Source organism: Bradyrhizobium sp. UFLA01-814 (genome assembly GCF_046718885.1).
GTDB lineage: Bacteria > Pseudomonadota > Alphaproteobacteria > Rhizobiales > Xanthobacteraceae > Bradyrhizobium > Bradyrhizobium elkanii.
The window spans coordinates 34,827-54,415 of the sequence record NZ_JAQOSR010000043.1; the positions used below are offsets into that span (position 1 = coordinate 34,827).

Annotated in this window: 18 protein-coding genes and 8 pseudogenes; 17 read left to right on the top strand and 9 right to left on the bottom strand. The window is 59.4% G+C overall.

Annotated elements, in window-relative coordinates; all coding sequences use genetic code 11:
* Window positions 1-42: 42 nt before the first annotated feature.
* A pseudogene (locus PMN64_RS15570) lies at window positions 43-252 on the bottom strand (Ku protein); the annotation flags it as partial.
* 757 nt (window positions 253-1,009) lie between these two features.
* Here PMN64_RS15570 and PMN64_RS15575 point away from each other — a divergent pair.
* From PMN64_RS15575 to PMN64_RS15585, 3 genes are read left to right on the top strand one after another with little or no spacing between them, the layout of a single operon-like run.
* On the top strand, window positions 1,010-1,450 hold the full coding sequence (locus PMN64_RS15575; protein ID WP_411781250.1) for a hypothetical protein: 441 nt from the start codon (window positions 1,010-1,012) through the stop codon (window positions 1,448-1,450).
* 17 nt (window positions 1,451-1,467) lie between these two features.
* Entirely contained in the window at window positions 1,468-1,914 is a 447-nt protein-coding gene (locus PMN64_RS15580) for a helix-turn-helix domain-containing protein (protein WP_411781251.1), read from the top strand.
* Window position 1,915: 1 nt separating this feature from the next.
* Window positions 1,916-2,422 (top strand): hypothetical protein, encoded by a 507-nt coding sequence (locus PMN64_RS15585; RefSeq protein ID WP_411781252.1) that lies wholly within the window; start codon window positions 1,916-1,918, stop codon window positions 2,420-2,422.
* A 240-nt stretch (window positions 2,423-2,662) separates the two neighbouring features.
* Here PMN64_RS15585 and PMN64_RS15590 read toward each other — a convergent pair.
* Together PMN64_RS15590 and PMN64_RS15595 are read right to left on the bottom strand one after the other, a co-directional pair.
* Window positions 2,663-3,849 (bottom strand): IS3 family transposase gene (locus PMN64_RS15590; RefSeq protein WP_411781253.1). Its coding sequence is split into 2 segments (ribosomal slippage): window positions 2,663-3,597 and window positions 3,597-3,849, totalling 1,188 coding nucleotides; the frame shifts between segments, so codons are not numbered across the junction.
* A gap of 428 nt (window positions 3,850-4,277) precedes the next feature.
* Window positions 4,278-5,156 (bottom strand): WYL domain-containing protein, encoded by an 879-nt coding sequence (locus tag PMN64_RS15595; protein ID WP_411781254.1) that lies wholly within the window; start codon window positions 5,154-5,156, stop codon window positions 4,278-4,280.
* A 130-nt stretch (window positions 5,157-5,286) separates the two neighbouring features.
* On the opposite strand from PMN64_RS15595, the gene PMN64_RS15600 reads away from it, so the two are divergent.
* From PMN64_RS15600 to PMN64_RS15625, 6 genes and pseudogenes are all read left to right on the top strand, one after another.
* Entirely contained in the window at window positions 5,287-6,546 is a 1,260-nt protein-coding gene (locus PMN64_RS15600) for a nucleotidyltransferase (protein WP_411781255.1), read from the top strand.
* A complete protein-coding gene (locus tag PMN64_RS15605) occupies window positions 6,530-7,006 on the top strand; it encodes a hypothetical protein (RefSeq protein WP_411781256.1) in 477 nt (158 codons plus the stop codon). Before PMN64_RS15600 ends, PMN64_RS15605 begins: the two co-directional genes overlap by 17 nt.
* 7 nt (window positions 7,007-7,013) lie before the next feature.
* Window positions 7,014-8,051, top strand: a complete 1,038-nt coding sequence (locus PMN64_RS15610) for a CBASS cGAMP-activated phospholipase (protein WP_411781257.1) — start codon at window positions 7,014-7,016, stop codon at window positions 8,049-8,051.
* Between the two features lie 234 nt (window positions 8,052-8,285).
* The gene (locus PMN64_RS15615) at window positions 8,286-8,834 is read left to right on the top strand and encodes an HAD hydrolase-like protein (protein WP_411781258.1); all 549 of its coding nucleotides are present in this window, start codon (window positions 8,286-8,288) and stop codon (window positions 8,832-8,834) included.
* Window positions 8,835-9,036: 202 nt separating this feature from the next.
* Window positions 9,037-9,539 (top strand): annotated as a pseudogene (locus PMN64_RS15620) (NUDIX domain-containing protein).
* Window positions 9,536-9,978, top strand: a pseudogene (locus PMN64_RS15625) (metallophosphoesterase family protein). The pseudogenes PMN64_RS15620 and PMN64_RS15625 overlap by 4 nt, the downstream one beginning before the upstream one ends.
* Before the next feature lie 82 nt (window positions 9,979-10,060).
* On the opposite strand, the pseudogene ligD (PMN64_RS15630) reads toward PMN64_RS15625, so the two are convergent.
* Window positions 10,061-11,007, bottom strand: a pseudogene (gene ligD, locus PMN64_RS15630) (non-homologous end-joining DNA ligase).
* A 151-nt stretch (window positions 11,008-11,158) separates the two neighbouring features.
* Between ligD (PMN64_RS15630) and PMN64_RS15635 the strand changes: the two are divergent.
* Window positions 11,159-11,775: pseudogene (locus tag PMN64_RS15635) on the top strand (cell envelope biogenesis protein TolA).
* A gap of 221 nt (window positions 11,776-11,996) precedes the next feature.
* Here the strand turns inward: PMN64_RS15635 and PMN64_RS15640 are convergent.
* From PMN64_RS15640 to ligD (PMN64_RS15650), 3 genes are all read right to left on the bottom strand, one after another.
* Window positions 11,997-13,415, bottom strand: coding sequence for an FAD-binding oxidoreductase (locus PMN64_RS15640; RefSeq protein ID WP_411781259.1), 1,419 nt, complete (start codon window positions 13,413-13,415; stop codon window positions 11,997-11,999).
* A 262-nt stretch (window positions 13,416-13,677) separates the two neighbouring features.
* Window positions 13,678-13,917, bottom strand: coding sequence for a hypothetical protein (locus PMN64_RS15645; RefSeq protein ID WP_411781260.1), 240 nt, complete (start codon window positions 13,915-13,917; stop codon window positions 13,678-13,680).
* Entirely contained in the window at window positions 13,917-14,837 is a 921-nt protein-coding gene (ligD, locus tag PMN64_RS15650; protein WP_411781261.1) for a non-homologous end-joining DNA ligase, read from the bottom strand. Before ligD (PMN64_RS15650) ends, PMN64_RS15645 begins: the two co-directional genes overlap by 1 nt.
* 99 nt (window positions 14,838-14,936) lie before the next feature.
* Between ligD (PMN64_RS15650) and PMN64_RS15655 the strand changes: the two genes are divergently transcribed.
* A complete protein-coding gene (locus tag PMN64_RS15655; protein ID WP_411781262.1) occupies window positions 14,937-15,149 on the top strand; it encodes a DUF3606 domain-containing protein in 213 nt (70 codons plus the stop codon).
* 18 nt (window positions 15,150-15,167) lie between these two features.
* On the opposite strand, the gene PMN64_RS15660 is transcribed toward PMN64_RS15655, so the two are convergent.
* Both PMN64_RS15660 and PMN64_RS15665 read right to left on the bottom strand, forming a co-directional pair.
* Window positions 15,168-15,431 carry a hypothetical protein gene (locus PMN64_RS15660; protein WP_411781263.1) on the bottom strand — a complete coding sequence of 88 codons (264 nt, stop codon included), beginning with the start codon at window positions 15,429-15,431 and terminating at the stop codon, window positions 15,168-15,170.
* A gap of 1,216 nt (window positions 15,432-16,647) precedes the next feature.
* On the bottom strand, window positions 16,648-16,947 hold the full coding sequence (locus PMN64_RS15665) for a hypothetical protein (RefSeq protein ID WP_411781264.1): 300 nt from the start codon (window positions 16,945-16,947) through the stop codon (window positions 16,648-16,650).
* 137 nt (window positions 16,948-17,084) lie between these two features.
* Here PMN64_RS15665 and PMN64_RS15670 point away from each other — a divergent pair, with 137 nt between their 5' ends.
* The 6 genes and pseudogenes from PMN64_RS15670 to PMN64_RS15695 form a co-directional block, all read left to right on the top strand.
* Window positions 17,085-17,273 (top strand): hypothetical protein, encoded by a 189-nt coding sequence (locus PMN64_RS15670; RefSeq protein ID WP_411781265.1) that lies wholly within the window; start codon window positions 17,085-17,087, stop codon window positions 17,271-17,273.
* A gap of 128 nt (window positions 17,274-17,401) precedes the next feature.
* Window positions 17,402-18,046, top strand: coding sequence for a thermonuclease family protein (locus tag PMN64_RS15675; RefSeq protein ID WP_411781269.1), 645 nt, complete (start codon window positions 17,402-17,404; stop codon window positions 18,044-18,046).
* A complete protein-coding gene (locus PMN64_RS15680) occupies window positions 17,983-18,174 on the top strand; it encodes a hypothetical protein (RefSeq protein ID WP_411781266.1) in 192 nt (63 codons plus the stop codon). The genes PMN64_RS15675 and PMN64_RS15680 overlap by 64 nt, the downstream gene beginning before the upstream one ends.
* A gap of 565 nt (window positions 18,175-18,739) precedes the next feature.
* A pseudogene (locus PMN64_RS15685) lies at window positions 18,740-18,925 on the top strand (ArdC-like ssDNA-binding domain-containing protein); the annotation flags it as partial.
* Window positions 18,925-19,362 (top strand): annotated as a pseudogene (locus tag PMN64_RS15690) (TrbI/VirB10 family protein); the annotation flags it as partial. The pseudogenes PMN64_RS15685 and PMN64_RS15690, both read left to right, overlap by 1 nt.
* 4 nt (window positions 19,363-19,366) lie before the next feature.
* Window positions 19,367-19,513, top strand: a pseudogene (locus PMN64_RS15695) (DUF2274 domain-containing protein); the annotation flags it as partial.
* Between the last annotated feature and the right edge of the window lie 76 nt (window positions 19,514-19,589).

A 19,589-nucleotide genomic window follows, 5' to 3' on the forward strand; every position in this document is an offset into this window, starting at 1 on the left:
CTGATGATAGGTGACTCAACGCTGCGCGCGCCCCTGGCCGGCAATCTTGACGTCGTGGATATCGTCGAAATGTTCTTCCGCGGACCGGACTTCGTAGGGATAGCGCAGCAACGTTCCAATCAAGCCTTTGTCCATGTGCTCGCGATTGGTCAGCACCACGCGTCCAATCGCGACCTTGTTGATTTCCCGGATCGTTTCGGGGATGACGACGAACGCGTCGTGCCCAACTTTGCCATCAGGACACAGGTAATAGACCTTGTACCCTTGACGATGTCCTCGTTGGCGGCCTCCTCGCGCGTCGCGCTATGCCTGCCCACCGACACCTTCATCGAGGTGACTAAGGAGTAGCTCGAGAACGTAGCGATCTCGATGGTTCGTGTCAGAGGTTATAGTGAGGGCGAGCAGGGGCCGCCAACCAAGGCGGCCTTTTTCGTGCAGACACCTGCACGGCCAAACCATCAAAACCACCCTATTCAAGTGGCCAGGTACGCTGGGTAACTTGCGGGTTCCTGCAAACGACGTTGGAACCGCAGTTGGTAGTACATACGTACAACGGCTCATTAGTGCCATTTCGATGGTCACCTAATTCCATCCCATCTTCTTGCCTTCATTGCACCGATCGCCCTAATCATTTCGTCAGCCTGATCCTGACTGTTGAAGTCGAACGATCTCCACAGGCGCCCCGGGGGTTCACGCAGGCGGCTGCGTCGAGAACCATATCGCGGCCGCCCTGCACGCGTCGCCTGTGAAGGCGCTGGGCGTTACCGAGAAGACTTGGACACAGCGCTCTCCGTGGTCCCCGTGCTGCCCACTGAAGCGCCTTCGGATCGGCGCAGGAAGTTCACGGTAATTCAGAGCGGGAAAAAATAGGTTGCCACACCAAAAGGTGGCAACTTCGTGTTGCGCAAAAGCATCAATCATGGTCCCAATAAGTTGACAGGTGGGCGAACACAACCTTATTCGATTGCCTGAAGTTAAGTTATATATTAACCTAAGAAAGAATTTTGGAATGAACCGCAGGTTCACTGCGCTCAACTACACTGTAGTGTGCCAAGGAGCCGCAGGCGACATCCGGATGTCGCCTGAAGCGCATACGGAATACACTCAAGCCATTGAAGGGACAGATGATATTTCTGTCAAACGCCGTGTTCAGCTTGAACGATATTTCCGAGAATTCTGTGATCACCAGCACTTTTTTCGGCGCCTCAGCGAGCTTAAATTTAAGAACGAAGGAAACTTTCCTGTTGGAAACGGTTCTGGATTGACGGCAACCGTGTGGACCTTCAAAGCATGGAAGTGGCGGTTGTACGGCTCGATCATCCAAGTCGAGAGAAAGCGCTGTTTCGTCGGCGTGAACGTCGATCCGAACAAGAAGCAGGACAAGGCTGATCAGCAGATGCTGAGAAATACGGCGCAGAAGATTGGCCTGATTGTTGAATTTGGGGCTTGAGAGTTAAGGAGCGAGACATGGCGAAAGAATTGATCCCTACCGACCCGAAGGTTATCGAGGCGGAGGAAAATCTGCTGATCGATTTTCAGATCGCTATCCAGGAAATGATGTTCGAAAAGAACGTCAATCGCTCTCAGTTGGCGGAAAGGGCTGGAATTTCCAAAGCGCGGCTCAGCCAAATCCTGGGTAACGAAGCAAACCCCACCGTGAAAAGCATGGCGCGTTTGTTTCATGCGTTGAACGAGCGTGCCGTGGTGAGCCGTGCGCCCACTCAGGCTAGTTTCGAAAGCGCCTCGAAGGCGAAATCCGCCAGCGGTCAAGACTGGAAGTGGAGCGAGTCGACCGGTGAAGTGCGAATTGATGCTCAATTTGTCGCGGTCATCAAAGATACTGGCGCATCAAACGACAACTACCACGATAGATTTTTGCTGATTGATTCCGAGCTGACGCTGGAAGTTGCCTAGAATGAACGACGAGAGCGCGACCAATGCGATTGTGAGGGCGGGTGAAGCGCCTCCCCCCTCCCTTACTCCGGAGCAGATGCAGCAACGACGCGCTGACTACAATCGGTTGGTTCGCACTACGCGACTGGCAAATCTGGTGCTGGAAAAAGTCGATTTCAAAATCTCGCCGGAAGCGCTTGGCATCAAAGAGTCGCTTCTTAACCGTAATATCGGCGCCACTACCAAGGTCATGTCGTATGGCTATGACGACGGTACCTGCATGGCAAATGTGATTTGGGAAGTGGTTTTGAAGTTCAAAACCAAGACGGTCGTTAAATGCCACGCTTCTTACATCGTCAGTTACGACGGGGTGAAGAACTGTTCAGATGAGGTTGTCGAACTGTTTCTCGAGCACGTTGGGAAAGTCGCAACGTATGCCTATTTCCGCGCGCTCTACGCCAACCTTGATTGGGCGGCAACGCTGAATTCTCAGCCGCTGCCTGTTCTTCAGTTGCAGCCGAAAATTTGAGTGGCCTATTTCGCATCTGCGAGTGGCCTATTTCAGCCAGTACCCAGATATCACTGATCGACCCGCGAGCTGGCGCATGCCGCCCCCGAAGAGTTGCACAACGATTGCTCGACAAGACCTGCCAACAACGCACCGGCAGGTATGAAGAAGACGGCTGGCTGGCCGGCGTTCGAGACGCCGTAACCAAAACCAGCTCCAGGGCTCTGATCTCTTTGCGCCGGGTGACCTGCCACTGAACTTTCATCCAGCGACAGTTAGAGTCTCGGTGGTTTGTACGCCAAGTGGCGCGGGTGGAGCAACGGACGATCGGCGGAGCTGGTCGGGGTTGCGCAGCCGAGCGTCCGTTGCGGAGAGAGTGGCGGCGTAGGCCGCGGGCGTGAGGTATTGCAGCGAGGAATGAGGGCGCTCGCCGTTGTAGTCGGCGACCCATGCCGCGAGTTTGGTCCTGGTGTCGTTGAGATCGAAGAACAGCGTCTCATTCAGGAGCTCGTCGCGCATCCGGCCGTTAAAGCTCTCGACGAAGCCGTTCTGCATCGGTTTTCCCGGTGCGATGAAGTGCCAGTCGATGCCGGTTTCCTTGCACCAGGCGAGCATGGCGTTGCAGGTGAGCTCGGTGCCGTTGTCGGAGACGATCAGGCCGGGTTTGCCGCGGCGGGCGACAATCGTCGTCAGTTCCCGCGCCACACGCCGGCCCGAGATCGATGTGTCAGGAATGGCGCCCAGACATTCCTTGGTGACATCGTCGACGATGTTGAGGATGCGGAAGCGCCGTCCATTGGCGAACTGGTCGTGGACGAAGTCCAGCGACCAGCGCGCATTCGGCTTTGCTTCCACCAGAATCGGTGCCCGGCACCCCATGGCCTTGCGGCGAGCCCGCCGCTTGCGGACCGTCAGCCCTTCCTCCCGATAGATCCGGTGAATGCGGTTGATCCCTGATGGCTCGCCCTCCCGCCGCAGCAGGACGAACAGTCGACGGTAGCCGAACCGTCGGCGCTCGTGAGCAAGGTCGCGCAGCCGGGCACGAAGATCCGTATCCGGAGGGCGGCAAGATCGGTAACGGACCATCCTCCGATCCGCGTCGACGATCGTGCAGGCCCGTCGCTCCGACAGGCCCATCACGGCCTTCAGGTGCGCCACAGCGGCGCGTTTGGCGGCGGGCCCTACCATTTTTTTGACAGAAGCTCGCGAAGGGCGGCCGCGTCGAGCATCTGCTCGGCCAAAAGCTTCTTCAGCTTCGCGTTCTCATCCTCGAGCGACTTCAGCCGCTTGGCTTCGGAAGCTTCCATGCCGCCGAATTCGGCCTTCCAATTGTAGATCGTCGCTTCGGAGACTCCGTGTTTGCGAGCCAGGTCAGCTGTCGTCGCCCCAGCCCCATGCTCCTTCAACACTGCGATAATCTGCTCTGCCGTGAACCTTGCTCGCTTCATCTGTCCGTCCTTGCTCAGGCCGGACTCTAACTCCATCTGGAGGAAATACTCAGGGGCAGGTCACGGGATGTCTGGATAGCCCCGAAATATCACCCCACGCCTTTGATCCGTCTCCGACGATCGACCAAGCGACCAAGCCATAAACGGAGGCTTCTGTTGGCTCGAGCTCATGTGCTCGCGTTGCAAGACGCCGAGTGACGTCGACCTCTTGGCCTTGAAGCATCGCCGCCGCGAGGTCAGGCGCAGCATCTGCATCACCGGGGCAGCAATATTTGGCCAGTCTGTCGGCCGGGACAAGGAGCTATAACAGTTGGTGAAGATCCATTCTCCGACCTGCTCCAATGCGTCCGAGACCGCCGGTGCCGCTCATCCCTGCTAGCCCAACAAGAATTATGCAAAGTATGTTGGCTGCATGTCTGCTCCCGGTATCAGTACTTTACGTCTTTTAAAACGGCGTCGTATTCCTTGCGATTGGCAACGATGATCGGCGTTTCTTTTGGACGATCCTTTTCCCGACCGACGTCAAGCCGCAATCTTTTATCGAGGTAATAAAGCATCGCGCGTCGCACATCTAATTCGCTGCGCCCGTCTTTCATTCCGTAGTCGCGCTCAATAGCTGCACACTGCGGCTTGGATAGCTTTGGGTTTGGAATGAGGACAACCGTAAAGTGTTCCCGCCAATTCCGATCGTCCTGCGGGTCGGCTTCTGGATTGGCCATATCTCCAATCGTGAGGCAGCGCGAAATGAGGAAGTCCTTCCACACGCGCTGAAGGTGACAAAACGCCCGCATATGCCAGCGTAACCCGTCGGTTGCAAAAGCGTGCGGGGTGATGCCGCGCCATATTGGTTCTGGTCGCTCGTCACTGAGCGATTGATATTCGATCATAATCGAACGGCGCTCGCGTACAGCTCTGAGGAGCGGCTTGAGCGTGACGGGCTCGACACGTCTTTCCGGTACCGGCACGATACCAACGTCGGGTAGGGTGCCGAACCACGTGTCGCCCCAAGCGATTACGTTTTCCGAGATGGCGCGCATCTGAGCGAGATAGCGCTCAGCGTTGGGCTTCATCAAACGCGGTCGGAACGTGCTGGAGGGCACAAACCTCTTGGCACTCGGGTCGTACTCCATGTTGCCCGGAGCACGTTCGCGATATTGCGCAAGATCGTTGGAGGCTTGGGGAGCGGAAACGCCAAACCGCTCGGCGATGTCGTTCCGCTTTATGCTGCCGTCCCAAAAGAGCCGGAACTCAATAAATTCAAGACGTTGCTCGGTGCCCCATCTGAGCTTTCCACCTGGAATATCCACATGCGCCTCGCAGAAGAGTAAGTTTATTGACAGGTCAGATATTTGACGTGTAATAAAGCTAACGAAGAGAGAGACTCAGGTCAAGATTCGCGTCCTGTGGCTCCATCCCCTTTGGCGAGGTCGTTTTGCAATGAATAAGCTTTGGACTGATCCCCTCGGACCGACCGCCCCGGTCGGCGAGATCCTGCTGGCTGAAACGGCGGTTCGGATCGAACTGCCCCTAAGCTTGCACAAACTTGCCGTCGACCGCTTTGGCGCTGTCAGCAAGCATGCCGAGCGGCCCGACAGCCCTCTTCATAATAAGGTGACGTGGTTCTACCCTCAGGGGTCGATGGCCATCCGGGCGACGATCAAATCTCACCGGCGGGACGGTGGCTTCGATATCGACATCGTCGCCGAGTTGCTGTTGCCCCGCAATTTGCCGCCCGCCCAGGCTCTCGACCTCCTATTTGAGGCGATCAACGGCCTGCCGGGCTCGTTTTATCGCGGCATGGTCGAGCGCCAGACCCGGTGCGTCACGGTGCGGTACGCCGACGGCATGCACCTCGACATCACGCCTTCGGAACTTCTCAACGAGCATGACCCGCGCCAAAGCCACATCTTTCATGCCAAGCCCGACGAGCCCGCCACGCGCCATCGTCGTCTGGTCATGAACAGCTGGGCGTTTTGCGACTGGTTCAACGCCAACACCCCAGCCGACCTTCTGTTCAGGGAAGCCTACGGCAAACGCGCTATGACGTTTGACCGGCAGCGCCTCGTCGCCGACGCCGACGTGAAGCCGGTCCCTGGTCACTCCAGCACGGAAGCCGGGAAGTCGGCGAGTGTTGTCGGCCTTCAGTTGCTCAAGCGCAACCGCAACATTCGTTACGGTGCGCGCAAGGGGCAGCGCATGCCTCCCTCGGTAATGATGGCATCTTTCGCAGGCCACACGGCAGTACCGTCCTCCAGCATCTCCGGTTCGCTTGATGCGATTTCGGGAGCCATGCTCGAGGCGCTTGAGTATGCGGATCGCAACGGGGTTCTCGTCGACGTGCGCAATCCGACTTGTGAGGAGGACCGCTTCACCGATCGTTGGCCCGAGAATGCGCCGGCCCAACGCATGTACATCGAAGACTTGAAGCTCTTTCGCCGGCAACTCGCGGCAATCATGTCGGATCAACTCGCGCTCGACCAAAAACGCGACCTGCTCGTCGCGATGTTCGGGGAAGGCCCGGCACAGTCTGCAGTGAATGAGTATGCTGCGACCATGGGAAGAGCCGTGGCCACGGGAAATCGGACGGTCGCCGCTTCGGGCAAGGTAATCCCGATCGTCGCCGTCGCCGCGCCCGCGATTTCGAGACCGGCGGCGGCGCAGCCGCGCGGACATACGTTCTATGGCAACCGCTGGTGACGTGTTGAGAAGCATCGAGGAGCAGGTTCGCGCGATGCGGCGCCGTTGGCGCCAATTCGATTTGGCCGACCGCACGCCCGATAGCGCCGTGTGGTTTGGCAGTCTCGTTGGCATCGAGCGACCGTACAGGGTGGCCCTTGAATACGGGCTGCCCTGCGTCGGAAGGGAACGCTGGCGTATGTTCCCGCTTGTCCGCGTGCTTTCGCCGCGTCTCGAGCCGCGGTTCGATGCCGTCGAAGAAGCCCCGCTCCCGCACGTCTACTTCGATGACAAGGACATCACGCTCTCACCGTTGTGCCTGTTCGATCCGGACGCAAACGAATGGTCGCATGACGACTTGATCGCCGAGACCACTGTGCCATGGGCGGCAGACTGGCTGACTTGTTACGAAGGCTGGCTGGCTAGCGGCCGATGGCACGGTGGCGGAAGACACGGTCGCCCTCAGCATCCTACGCCATGAGCTCTGCATGATTTATGTTCCACCGCGCCGATCGGACGGCACCATCCAGACGCGACGCCTGCCGCAGTCCTGGCCGGCGGAGACGTCACTTCGCATTCTTTCCATCGATGGCGGGGGGATTTGCGGTATCCTGCCTGCGGCTGTCCTGGCAGAACTTGAGTCCCGATTTCTTGGAGGGAAATCCATCGCCGACCACTTCGATATGATCGCCGGAACGTCTACCGGCGGCATCATCGCGCTTGGTCTTGCGAACGGCCTTACCGCTGCGCAAATTCGCGACGTTTATCTTGAACGAGGTAATCTTATCTTCCCGCCGGTAGGCAAGATAGGCAGCCTCCTTCGGCTCGTCCAACGCGGGCATCGGACAATCTACGAGCGTGGGCCGCTCGAAAGCGAACTTCTGCGAATGTTCGGCGGCAAGACGCTTGGTCAAGCCCGCACGCGTCTGTGTATCCCTGCGTTTGAAGGGAGACACGGCGAGCCGTGGATTTTCAAGACACCGCATCATCCCGACTATAAGCTTGATCGCCATGAGCGAATGGTGCGCGTCGCCATGTCGACTGCGGCAGCGCCCACCTTCTTTGAAGCGCTCCCAAACAACGGATATCTCATGCTCGATGGTGGCATTTGGGCCAACAACCCGGTCATGAATGCGCTTGTCGACGCCCTTGCGTGTTACGACATCCGCCGTACCCAGATTGAGATCCTGAGCCTGGGTTGTGGCGAGACGACCTTCAAGGTCGACGACAAACGAGCGCGCGGCGGGCTGCTTCACTGGTGGAACGTCATCAACGCGGCAATGCGTGCGCAGTCCTTGAATGCGCTTGGTCAAGCATATTTGTTAGTCGGCAAAGACCACGTTATGCGCGTTGACGCGCCTGAAAGTCCAAACGCGATTGCGCTCGATGACTATGAAAGGGCGCGCAACGAACTGCCTTCCATGGCGCGCTCGCTGGTCGAGGGTGCTGGAAGGGAAATCAATCGCGTATTTCTGACGACACCTGTCACACCATACGCTCCTTGCCCATTGCCCAACGCGGCTTAGGTCAAACACAGCTTGGCGAAAACCTGCTTCTTTGCGAAGATGCAGAGCCTTAGGTAGTACTAAGGCTTGCGAAGCCGGCAACGTCGGACAATGTTCTAAGTTTCGCATATTGGACGCCAGTGCCGAATTGCAGGCGGGACGATGCTTACCCAATGAACGACGACAACCAAACCGACAATCATTCAGCCGGGAATCTGCCCACAGCGACGCCTCCGTTCTTCTTGCGACGATCTGATGACAGTTGACTTTGAAGCTCCCGTCGCCGGCTCGGCTGGCGCCGACAGCAACGAGGTAGGCGACCTGTACAGGGCGGCGTCACGCGCTGGCATAGCAGGAGCCATGCTCCGGTTTGGCCACGATGTGAGTTTCGAACAGGCACGAAGCCAAATTGGAAAAGGGGGAGACAAGCTCATTCCCGCTTTCCTGTCGGCCGACGAACAACGCGACCATGGCAAGGAACTGGAGGAGTGGTGCGGCAAGCGTTTCAAGACCGACTATCTGCCGCTTGTGCGTCCCTTCTCGGCAGTCCCTAACCTGCTGCGACGCGTTCGCGACGCCGGACTTCGGATCGCGATTGCTTCCTCAGCCAAGAAGGAGGAAGTCGATGAGTATATCGACGTCACTCGCGTCGTCGATCTCGTGGATCTCACAACTTCCTCCGACGACGTGGATGAATCAAAACCGGCGCTCGACATATTCAATGTCGTTCTTAAGACGCTTAGATCGATGGCGCCGACGCCGTCTCGATCGGTGATACACCGTACAATGCAGAGCGGCTGGTAAGGCGGGAGTTCGCGCCGTCGGCGTGCTCAGCGGAGGCTTCACGGAACACGAATTGAGGAATGCCGGATGTGCCGAGGTGTATGCGGGTCCCGCTGCGCTACTGGCCTGTTTCGAACGATTTTTGCTGTGCAATTAGCCAGCCGTCGAGTCTCAGTGCTCCTTACCTGCTCTACTCTCGATTGCTCTGCAAAATAGGCGCGATATGGCTGCGGTGAAAAAGACTTCCAGGAGATCGACCTCGAGCGCGGGCATTCTGGCATACCGCACGGCGCTCGTGGGCTCGAGGTTCTGCTCGTTCACCCCGGCGGTCCGTTCTGGCGTAAGAAGGACAATGACGCCTGGTCCATTCCTAAGGACGAAATCGATGCCAATGATGCTCCGGAAAACGTCGCACGACGCGAGTTTGCCGAAGAACTCGGCCCGAGCGCTTCGATTGGTCCACTCCAGGCGCTTGGGGAGGTCCGACAGCGAGGAGGGAAGCGCGTCATCGCATTCGCCAGCGCGGGCCACTTTGACCCAGCGGCGCTGACCAGCAATACCTTCGATATCGAATGGCCGCCTCGAAGCGGTCGACGGCAGAGCTTTCCCGAAGTCGACCGCGCCGAATGGTTTGATATCGAGCTTGCGCGGACCAAGATGTTGTCCGCTCAAGTTGAGTTTCTTGATCGTCTTTTGGCGATCGCGGTTGAGAGCGCTGGCAAATGATGTTCAGGATTGGAGTCATTTCGGACACGCACGGTCTGTTGAGGCCCGAGGCGGAACGGGGCCTGACGGGCGTCGATCACATCATCCATGCCGGCGACATCGGGCGTCCGGGCGCTTCGCCGCATCGCGCCCGTCACCGCCATTCGCGGAAACGTGGACAGTGGCGAGTGGGTCCGCGACTACCCCGACACGAACCTGGTGCGCCTGGCGGTACGTTCTGCATGACTTGAAGACGCTGAAGGCCGATCCCGGCGCCGGTATCGACGTCATCGTCTCCGGGCATTCTCACGTGCCGAAGATCGACACGATCGGTGGCGTTCTCTATCTGAATCCCGGCAGCGCGGGACCCCGGCGCTTCAAGCTGCCGATCACGCTTGCGACGCTCGAAGTCACGCCTGCGGGCGTGCGAACGGAGATCCTCGACCTTGGGGGCGACTGAGTACCACCGCGGAGGGAATTCACAGCGGAGGAGGCGAATGCGTTAATTCGTTCCGTTTGCCGGTTACGCCCGAAGGGAAGCCTTATTTGCGCGGACGTTCTCGCTCGCGCACGACGTCCTTCGCCCGCTTGTCGGACCTGAGCCCAAGGTAGACGGGCTGGCGCAGTTCGCCCTTACTCGTCCACTCCGCGAATTTGACCTCGGCAACTAACGAGGGCTTGACCCAGGTGTGGCGGCCTCGTCCTTCACTTTGGCAGGGAAGGGTGATTTAGGAGTCATCAGCTTCACGAGCTTGGAATGGAGGTCTCCCAGGACCTTGTGGCTGAAGCCAGTGCCGACATGTCCGATGTAGCGCCATGCGTCGTCTTCCCGCACGGCGAGGACCAGGGCGCCGAAGAACGGCCTGGTGCGCCTGGGCGCGGTGAAGCCGGCGATCACCACTTCCTGCCGCTTTGCCGTCTTGATCTTCAGCCAATCCGCCGTTCGGCCTCCGGACGCATACGCGCTGTCGGCGTGCTTCGCCATGATGCCTTCCAGACCCTTCCGCTCGGCCTCGGCGAAGAATTTCGTACCGTTCGCTTTGCGGTGACGGCTGAAGGCGATCAGCCGGTGGCGCGGCAGGATCGCTTTCAGCCGCTCCTTGCGCTCGAGAAGAGGCTGTTCGCGCAAATCAACTGAGTTCTGAAACATGAGATCGAAGGCGCAATACAGGAGCTTCGCTTCATGACGCAGCGCGTTTTGCAGCAACTGGAAATGCGAGACGCCGTCCTTTCCGAGCGCGACGAGCTCACCGTCGATTACGGCGTCGCCCTTCACGCCCTCCAGCGCCTTGGCGACCTCGATATAGCTGCGGCTGATAATCTTGCCGTTGCGGCTGTAGAGTGAAACCTTGCCCCGCCGGATTTCCGCGATCATCCGGAAGCCATCGTACTTGTCCTCGAAAACCCAGCCGGGGTCGTCGAACGGCGCGTCGGTGAGCGTCGCCAGCATCGGCTGCAAGCGCTTGGGCAGGGTCGACGCCCGGCTCATTTAAGGGCCAATCCTTCAGAGTGTGTTGCGTAATGCACGGACGTCCATAAAGAATGAGGAACGCTTAGAGCCATGGCATGTTCCGTCGGACGCCGCGGCAAGTCCCAGGGTACGCTACGTTGACTATCGACCAGAAGGTCTGCTCAGAACCATGGCCAGAAAGCTGAAAACCTACCAGACTTCGCTCGGCTTCTTCGATCTGGCGATAGCCGCTCCCTCCATGAAAGCGGCGCTGGAAGCGTGGGGCGCGGACAGCAATCTCTTTCATCAGGGTGCGGCGAAGGAAAGCGATGACCTGGACTCATCGCCGCGACCGTGGCAAAGCCTGGCGTCGTGCTCAGGCGCCCGGTCGGATCTGACGGATCATTCAAAGAACATGCCGAGCTGCCCACCGATCTTGGCGATGGCAGACCAACGAAAACTGCCCGCAAGTCGAAAGGCTCAACGGCGAAGAAGCCTACCTCTCGCCCCGTTTACAAGGCTGCCGAGCGAAAGGCCGCTCTTGGCTACGAACGGGAGGAACGGCGCCGCGAGCTGGAACGAGCGAGAGAGGAGGCCGCCCGGCAGAAGGAGCGTGAACGCCGTCAGCAGGCGGTCGACAAGGCGCAAGCTGCGTTGGACAAGGCCGAGCAGGAGCACGCGAAACGAGCCGCGGCCATCAAGGCGGACGTCGCGGCTATTGAGAAGAGATCGCAGGCCGAAGAAACACGCTGGGACAAGGAGAAGGCGCGATTGGAAGCTGCGATGCGGCGCGCGCGGGCTAGTTAGCGGTTCTTGGTCGGCGGCACGAGCGATCAGCGCCATGAACTCGCAGTGGCTTATGACGGGGCGGCTTATACTTTCCGCTTTCGGCGGTATAGCTGACGCGGCCGGACTTACTACTCCGTCGCTCATGTAGCGATTGCCCCCAAGCCGACATCCGCGCAATTAAGTCCGGCTGACTCGACCACCTAAGCGGGATGGTTGCCCTCCACCGTGTCTACGTGTGCCTATCGTGGCGGGATGTTCTGTGCGCCGTGGAATAGATTTCCTGGATCGAATTTGGCCTTGATCTCGGCGAGCTGCTCGTAGAGCCGATTGCCATAGGCGTCGCGCACGCGGGCGTCGCCCTCGTCCTCGGTCATGAAATTGATGTAAGCGGCGCCGGTCGAAAACGGATGGATAGCCGCCCAGTATTCGCGCGCCCATTCGATATGACGGCGATCCTCCTGCGGATTTTCCCAAGCCGCCTGCACGTTCAGCACGTATTGGGCCGTCCTGAAGCCTACGGCGTTGAGCCCGCGATCGAGTCGGGCGGGAGCGCCGCCCATGTGCATGAAGAGAGCGGCGGAATGCGGAGAGGTAATACGTTCGGCATGCTCGACCATCGCATCGATCAAGCGCTCGCTCATATCGGCGAAAAAATCCGACTTCCAGTAATAGCGGCGGCCGAACGGCTGGCCGGAATCGAGCATGGTCTGATGCGCAACGAACGGCTTCACGGTGATCGTATCGGCAGCCGGCTTGCCAAAGCTCTTGAGCGCACGCATCGCATCCTGTCCGGCGATGGGATCGCCGGTCCAGCACGCTGCAATCGCCGCGATTGGCGTGCCGTGCAGCGCCTCGGGCAGGAACGGCGCAGGGGGAGCGATGCGCAAGATGAGCAAGCAGCACAGTTCGTCCGGCGCCGTGGCGGCGATCCGACAAAATTGGTGCGCAACGTCGCGCGCTTGTGTCATCGGGTACACCACCATCCCGCATAGAGCCTGCGGTCCGTGTGGATGTGCCCGGAACTCGAAGGACGTGACCGCGCCAAAATTGCCGCTGCCACCCGCCAACGCCCAGAACAGATCGGCGTTCTCGGTCTTGCTGGCGTGCCGACGCTCGCCGTCCGCAGTGACGATGTCAACCGAGACAAGATTGTCGGCGGCGTAGCAGCACTTGCGCGACGTCCAACCGAAGCCGCCGCCCAGAGTGAACCCGGCAACCCCGGTATTCGACACGATGCCGCCCGGGACAACCAGCCCGAGGGGTTGCGCTTCGTGATCGACATCGCCCCAGGTGGTGCCAGCCTCGGCCCGAATTATCCGACGGTCAGGGTTGACGCGCACGCCGCGCCGCAAGCTCATGTCGATCATCAGCCCGCGGTCGCAGAGCGCCGTGCCAGCTATGTTGTGCCCGCCGCCGCGAATCGACAGCGGCAGTCCGTTCTCGCGGGCGAAATTCACGCAGGCGACAATGTCCGACGCGCCGCTTACCCGGGCGATGAGCGCAGGCTCTTTGATGATCATGCCGTTCCAGATCGAGCGCGCTTCGCGGTATCCGGCATCGGCGGGCTGCAGCAGGGCGCCACGAAGCGCTTTACGAAGGTCCGCAACTGCCGCTTGACTCACTCTGTAGTCGGGCTGTTGGGCGGGAGCATGGGCCATGGCAACTCTCCATTTCCACGCGATTGCGGAGGGAACACCTTGAGTTGTAGTTTCTCATGCTCCTCGTCGTCTTATCCGGTCCAAAATCTATGCTCATCGGACCGGCCGGCAGTGACGAACCCTGTTGTCGCTGCCGTTCGCAGAACGAACAGCAAATCTCCGCCTAGACGTTAGTTCGATCGGCAACAAAATGGTTCAGTCAACGAAGTCTCATTTTCAACAATTTGCCCGCCTGGAACCTTCAGCTTTTGGGCCCTCAGCTTCAGATTTTTGCGAAGAGAATTTGCTCGTCTATGGGGCCATACCGGACTTTAGGAACGAGCCGTCCGCTTGATAGACCACAGGTTCGCGGCCTACGCGCGGCGGCTTGGTTCACTGAGGCGCGGTCCCGCCGATCCTCCGGAGCGAGCTCCACAACGGCCCGATGCAACTCGGCCGGAATCGTCAGCGGACTTTCCAGAGGTTTGTCCGCCCATTGCCAGAAGCGATCGAATGCATCCATCACAGGTCCTCCCGCAAGCCCCGGAAGAACGGGTGCCTGACCTTTCCCTCGGCCGACTTCGTGCGATACTCGATCTCGGCCAGAAGCTTGGGTTCGACCCTGATGCCCTTGTGGTTGACACGCTTGGCATAGGGCTGGGTCTTTCGGATGAGAGGTTTAAGCCGCTTCTGCAGATCGGCGGCCGAGACCTTGTCGAAGCCGTGATCGACTTTGCCGGCGTAGACCAGATCGTCGCCCTTGCGCCGGCCGACATAGAGCCCGTCCCACTTCGTGCCATCGAGTGCGAAACCGGCAATAGTCAGCGTCTCTCGCTGCACGCAGGTCTTCTTGACCCAGTCGTTCGTGCGTCCCCTGGGATAGGCACTGTCCCGCACCTTCGAGACGACGCCTTCGAGGCCGAGCTTGCAGGCGTGCGCGAACAGCTCGCACCCCTCTATCTCGAAACTTTCGCTGAATTGGATATCGGTGCCATTGAGGATCTTCTTGAGCTCAGCCTTGCGCTGAACGAGCGGTAGCTTCCGGATATCGCGGCCGTTCAGATAGAGCAAATCGAGCGCCACCAGCACGATACTCTTCGACTTGCCCTTGAGCTCGTTCTGCAGGACCGAGAAATCGGTCGTGCCGTCGGCGGCCGGTACCACGATCTCGCCGTCCACCACGGCCGAGTTCGCCTTGATCCGCCAGGCGTCATGGGCGACCTTCTTGAAGCGATGCGTCCAATCGTGACCGCGGCGGGTGAAGATCGTCGCCGTCTCGTTGGCCAGATGGACCTGAACACGGTAGCCGTCGAATTTGATTTCGTGAATCCAGCGGGTCCCTGACGGCACCTTGTCGATGAACGATGCCAGGGCCGGCTCGACGAAGTCGGGCAGGGGCGCCTTGAGGCCGATCGCCTCGCTTTTTCGACGCTGAAACGCCACTGAGAACTCCACGCTACAGCCAATTCAAATTGGCACAGTTCGAATCGTTCCGGAACCCGCGAATCCTGTCGCGTTGCTTCGATGTCACAACAGGCACCGATGGCGGTAGCGAAGAAGACGAAAACGGCGCGCGGCCGAAAACAGGACCGGGCGCGGGTGGCCGGCGGGCAGGATCATGAAGTGCAGTACGAGGCAAAGAAGACCAGAAAGTCGGCGCCGGCGGTGAAAAAGGCCGTCAAGAAGGTCGGCAATGTGCGCAAGCGCGTGGAGAAAAAGCTGGCCGCTGAAATTAGAAAGCCGGGCTGGCGCTGAGTCCCGGCACCAGCTCTTCTATTCTGCGGGGCATTCCGGACAGTGGTCACCGATCGAGTTCAGCACGTCGAGCACCTCGGCCGCCGCCGCATCAGGGGAGACGCCTGCTGGCGGGTCTCCATGGGCGATTTCAAAGGCCCGCTCCCGGGCGTGCGGGTCGGCGCGATCTTGCATCCAGCCGTGGTACTCACACTCGTGGATGGCACCCGCCTCCTGCAGCACCGCTCGCGCCCATCCGCGCAGCGTCCGTATCGCTGGCCGCTTCTCCCTGGTCATCAGCATCGAAATCGCTCCTCCACGAGGGGCGAATCCTTGCAGCCCTCGAGTCGTTCCGGCTGCTAACACAGGTCAGGGATTCCAAATCGTCGGGGCAGGTTGCTTTTCCACGTGTTTCCGCCGCCCTGTGCAAAAAGCCGCCCTTCGCAGCGTCCATGCCACTTCCAACCACGTAGCCGAAATATGTACTCAAGAGTTCGTCTGGGAATCGCTTGGCCCAAGCAGCGAGTTCATGCCGCAGACGCGATCAAGCATTTCTTGAAGTGCTTCACGGTCGCGAGAAGCCTTAGAACCGGTATCCCGAGGAGCCGTGCTCCACACCATTCGTGTGACGAACTCAAAGATGCTGCGAGTTTGCGGCGAGGTAGCCATTTCCCGCACTTAGGCATGGCAGTGGTGGTGTCATGAGAAACGGCCCCAGCACCCTTGGAGGGTAATGCTGAGGCCGTTCTCATTCCCATGCTTGCCGAACCGCCGATGCCGATAATAGGGCGGCCCTCTGGGCCTTGAAAAATTGTCCTTAATGAAACAGCCCTGCCCAGTCCCAGATCATCGAATTAAAGTCTGAGCCAGTCAACTAATGTATGTGAATCAAAGGTAAACATGTTGCCACTTTTTCCCACATGCTTAACGGGTGTCCTGATTCCCCGGATCGGGTGTCCTAGCTAGGACAGCACCGGGGTTTTGCGGGTCACAAGCTTCTTGCAACCGCCTCAGGACGGGATCATTGTTCCAATATCACCGGCCAAGGGTTGCCTGTAGGCGTCGGTGGCTGAGAGACCAATAGTGCTCCCGCCTGCATAACAGGGAGGGGAGCGCATGACCGGGCTCCATCTTTCCAAGCGAATTGATGCTCTCGATAAGACTGCCTGTTTGGAAGCGGAACGCTTGCGCAAAGAGGCCCGTGGCACCCCACCAGGAATTGAGCGCGACCGGCTTATTCGCCGCGCACGGCAGGCTGAGGCAGCCTGCCGGATGACGCAGTGGATGGCCTCACGGGAACTAGGGCCGCCAAGATAACGAATGTTCTAATCGGGCCTCGGTTTGAAATTTGAAAAGAATCGAGGCGTATGCTCGTGGGATGCCTCACTTAGACGCTTGCTTAGGAATTCTTCGTCGGTTGATCGCCAAGGGTGACGCGAACGGCATTCCACTGGCTGAGCGTGCTATAAACGAATATCTGGAAGCAACGCCGGTAGCCGCCCGCAGGAGCGGGCTTCGCCTACTTCAGGACGACGTTCTGAAACAGCGCGATGCCGTGATTGGAGATCGGCGCGACTTCGCCGAAACCGTCAACGCGTACATCGAAAAGATGCTGGCTCCGCCCTAGTCCGCGTCTGGCGGGTTTTGCATCACCAGCAACTCGGCCGCCGATGCAATTGACGCGAGAAACGACCTGTATAGCGAACAGCATATCTTCGTCTTGACGGAAGCGGACACCCAAACCCGTGTCAGTGAAGAGCGTCGTGATCGCGAAGATGATGAGGGTGCCGATCAGCACCCAGAAGAACATTTCCTTCACGTTTGCGCCCGAGCTGGACTGATATCCGACTCATTGGGAACTGAGGGGAAGCAGCATGCGCCCGCAATCCGTTCTCGCAATAGCCGTCTTGGTTGCCATGATCGGACTCGGGGCGCTTGTCGTCTACGAAACCGGCCATGGCCAAGATAATTAAGTCGCTCCGCAAGCAGGCTGACAAGGCAGACCGGGCAGCACTCTCCGTTCTCGACCGGGACTTAGCGGAGGAATTGCAGGCACTGGCACGGGCCTACCGGGCGCAAGCAGATGTCATCAAATCCAAAAAGAAGAAGACACGGAAGGGCCAAGCAACGCGACCTTCAACCTAATGTACCCACGCGAATTGGCGTCTTGGAATCGCTCCTGTGCAGAATGGCTCAATGATGCCGCAGTAGTTGCAAGGTCACTAGTCATGCGTCGAATCCCCTTGGCACTGCTGCTCGCCCATCTGTCGAGCATGGCATTGGCCGATCAGTTTGTCGGGCAGACCAGCGTTATTGACGGCGACACCCTGGAAATCCATGGAACGCGCATCCGGCTTTGGGGCGTCGATGCACCGGAGAGCAGCCAGCTGTGCCGCGGCGACGACAGCTTACAATATCGTTGTGGTGCGCAGGCTGCGAACGACCTCGACGGCTTCATTGCCCGGCGTCCCGTCAATTGTGTCCCACTCAGCCTCGATCAATATGGCCGCACGGTCACGACCTGTTCGGTCGGTCGCGCTGATCTCGGTGAATGGCTTGTGCTTCACGGACTTGCGCTGGATTGGCCCCAATACTCGAAAGGCAGATATGGCGTGGCTCAACACAATGCCGAGCGCGCTGGTCGAGGGATCTGGAAGGCAGTTATGTCGAACCGTGGCTCTACCGCGCCTGTGTCCGTGCGAACGGCAAGCCGGCCGCCTGCTCGGATGATGCAAGCTCCCATCCGTGATCAGTTGAGGACGGCGAGTCGAAGCTTGCAGGTCACGCTGGCCTGGTTTGGGCGACTCACGCTAACCAATCGTCATCGATTGCCTCACTGCATGATAGGGACGACATGGTTGCAGCCACCCGTGAACTGCCATCTTCTGGTTACGCGCTCGAAGTGGATGGCCGACTGAAGACCGAATTTGCCACCCGGGACGGCGCCAGGGCAGGTGGAGAAGAGCTGAAGAAGCGTTTCCCAAGGCTTCAGATCAAGATCTATGACGCAGAAACAAAAGTGCGGGAGGAGATTCAGCTTCGCTGAATTTCTGTCTTCGCGCTGAATTTTTGATTGGGCGCGCGCGGCTGGCGCCGCACCGGGCTCGCGTGAACCGAGCCGCGTAGCCGCTCGGCCTTCCGGCTTTGATCCCTCGCGCAGAGACTGCGGAGCGCCTCGCCGGGGGCACTCGGGAAAGGGTCCCGCCGTCATGAAGTATGCCGGCGTCGCTATCACTGCCCCGTTCCCGGGTGCCCTCTTAACCGGTCTCGTCGCTGCACTCGGCCCCGCGTGCCGCCTTCGGCGTCGCTATGCTCACGCTCTCCGGGTGCCATTTCAGTGGGGCGATGCGCAATTGGCGCACGCCTGATCAGGACCTGCGGCCCTAAGCAGTCAATGCGAAGTCCCATGAAGAAATGGGACGTAAGGTGGGCCGCCTGGCAGATTCCTCGTCCTCACCGTTGTGCGTGCGGGTGAGGGCCAACGGGCTCGTTAGTCACACGGCGACGTTTCCTCGCGAACAGGGCCCGAGAGTAAGAGTGCCGGCCGGGTTTTGCCGTGACGGGTCACAGGCTGCGAGAGAGGCTCGCGGCGCCCGTCGCGGAGACCCGCGATGTCCAGACACTATTCTCGGGCGCGTACCGGTGAGGACCGGGCAAACCTTTATGACGAAATCACCAACAAGATCATCGGCGAACTTGAGGCCGGCCGAGTGCCATGGGTGCAGCCTTGGGGCACCACCGCGAAGGCGTCCTTGGCCATGCCGAAAAGCGCCGCGACCGGCCGCCGATATAGCGGCCCCAGGGGGCCCGCTTGATCGGCATCTATGACAGCCAGGTCACCTTCGGCCAGTCCCGCGTGCTACTGGTTTGGACCCGTCTGATCATGCCCAACGGTCGCTCGACCGTACTAGAGCGACAGCCTGGTGCGGACAACGCGGGTTATGCAGGTCTAGAAGACCAAGTCGACAATCATTGGGGCAAGTTGTTTAAGGCAGCCGCCCTATCGACCTTTCTTGCTGTCGGAACAGAGCTTGGCTCCGGCTCCGACACGAACAGCAACGACAGCGCAATTATCCAGGCGCTGCGGCACGGTGCAGGGGATTCGTTGAACCAAACTGGCCAGCAAGTCGTGCGGCGCAGTCTCAACATCCAGCCGACATTGACCATCCGTCCAGGTTTTCCGGTTCGGGTGATTGTCAACCGCGATCTTCAGCTCGAACCATACAAAGGATGATGCCGTGCCAAAGCTTAGAATCTCGGGAGTTCCCAGTGACAGGGCAGTCAGAGTAACTGCCGAACTGCCGGCGGCGGTTCATCGCGATCTTCTCGCGTACGCGGAAGCGCTTGCGCATGAGACCGGTCAGGCGATTGATCCACTTAAACTGGGTCGTGTCCCCGGTGATGGTGTAGCTCGGTAGAGCAAAGCCGTCCGCACGCGCGCCCTCCCATGGCGCCGTAGCG

Excerpts from the sequence above, each read along its gene's own strand:
- PMN64_RS15660 (WP_411781263.1), bottom strand. The coding sequence starts at position 15,431 with ATGCTGATGACCAGGGAGAAGCGGCCAGCGATACGGACGCTGCGCGGA.
- PMN64_RS15655 (WP_411781262.1), top strand. The coding sequence starts at position 14,937 with ATGGCGGTAGCGAAGAAGACGAAAACGGCGCGCGGCCGAAAACAGGAC.
- PMN64_RS15600 (WP_411781255.1), top strand. The coding sequence starts at position 5,287 with ATGAATAAGCTTTGGACTGATCCCCTCGGACCGACCGCCCCGGTCGGC.
- PMN64_RS15680 (WP_411781266.1), top strand. The coding sequence starts at position 17,983 with ATGGTTGCAGCCACCCGTGAACTGCCATCTTCTGGTTACGCGCTCGAA.
- PMN64_RS15585 (WP_411781252.1), top strand. The coding sequence starts at position 1,916 with ATGAACGACGAGAGCGCGACCAATGCGATTGTGAGGGCGGGTGAAGCG.
- PMN64_RS15610 (WP_411781257.1), top strand. The coding sequence starts at position 7,014 with ATGATTTATGTTCCACCGCGCCGATCGGACGGCACCATCCAGACGCGA.
- PMN64_RS15640 (WP_411781259.1), bottom strand. The coding sequence starts at position 13,415 with ATGGCCCATGCTCCCGCCCAACAGCCCGACTACAGAGTGAGTCAAGCG.
- PMN64_RS15615 (WP_411781258.1), top strand. The coding sequence starts at position 8,286 with ATGACAGTTGACTTTGAAGCTCCCGTCGCCGGCTCGGCTGGCGCCGAC.
- PMN64_RS15580 (WP_411781251.1), top strand. The coding sequence starts at position 1,468 with ATGGCGAAAGAATTGATCCCTACCGACCCGAAGGTTATCGAGGCGGAG.
- PMN64_RS15575 (WP_411781250.1), top strand. The coding sequence starts at position 1,010 with ATGAACCGCAGGTTCACTGCGCTCAACTACACTGTAGTGTGCCAAGGA.
- PMN64_RS15675 (WP_411781269.1), top strand. The coding sequence starts at position 17,402 with ATGGCATTGGCCGATCAGTTTGTCGGGCAGACCAGCGTTATTGACGGC.
- PMN64_RS15645 (WP_411781260.1), bottom strand. The coding sequence starts at position 13,917 with ATGGATGCATTCGATCGCTTCTGGCAATGGGCGGACAAACCTCTGGAA.
- PMN64_RS15670 (WP_411781265.1), top strand. The coding sequence starts at position 17,085 with ATGGCCAAGATAATTAAGTCGCTCCGCAAGCAGGCTGACAAGGCAGAC.
- PMN64_RS15605 (WP_411781256.1), top strand. The coding sequence starts at position 6,530 with ATGGCAACCGCTGGTGACGTGTTGAGAAGCATCGAGGAGCAGGTTCGC.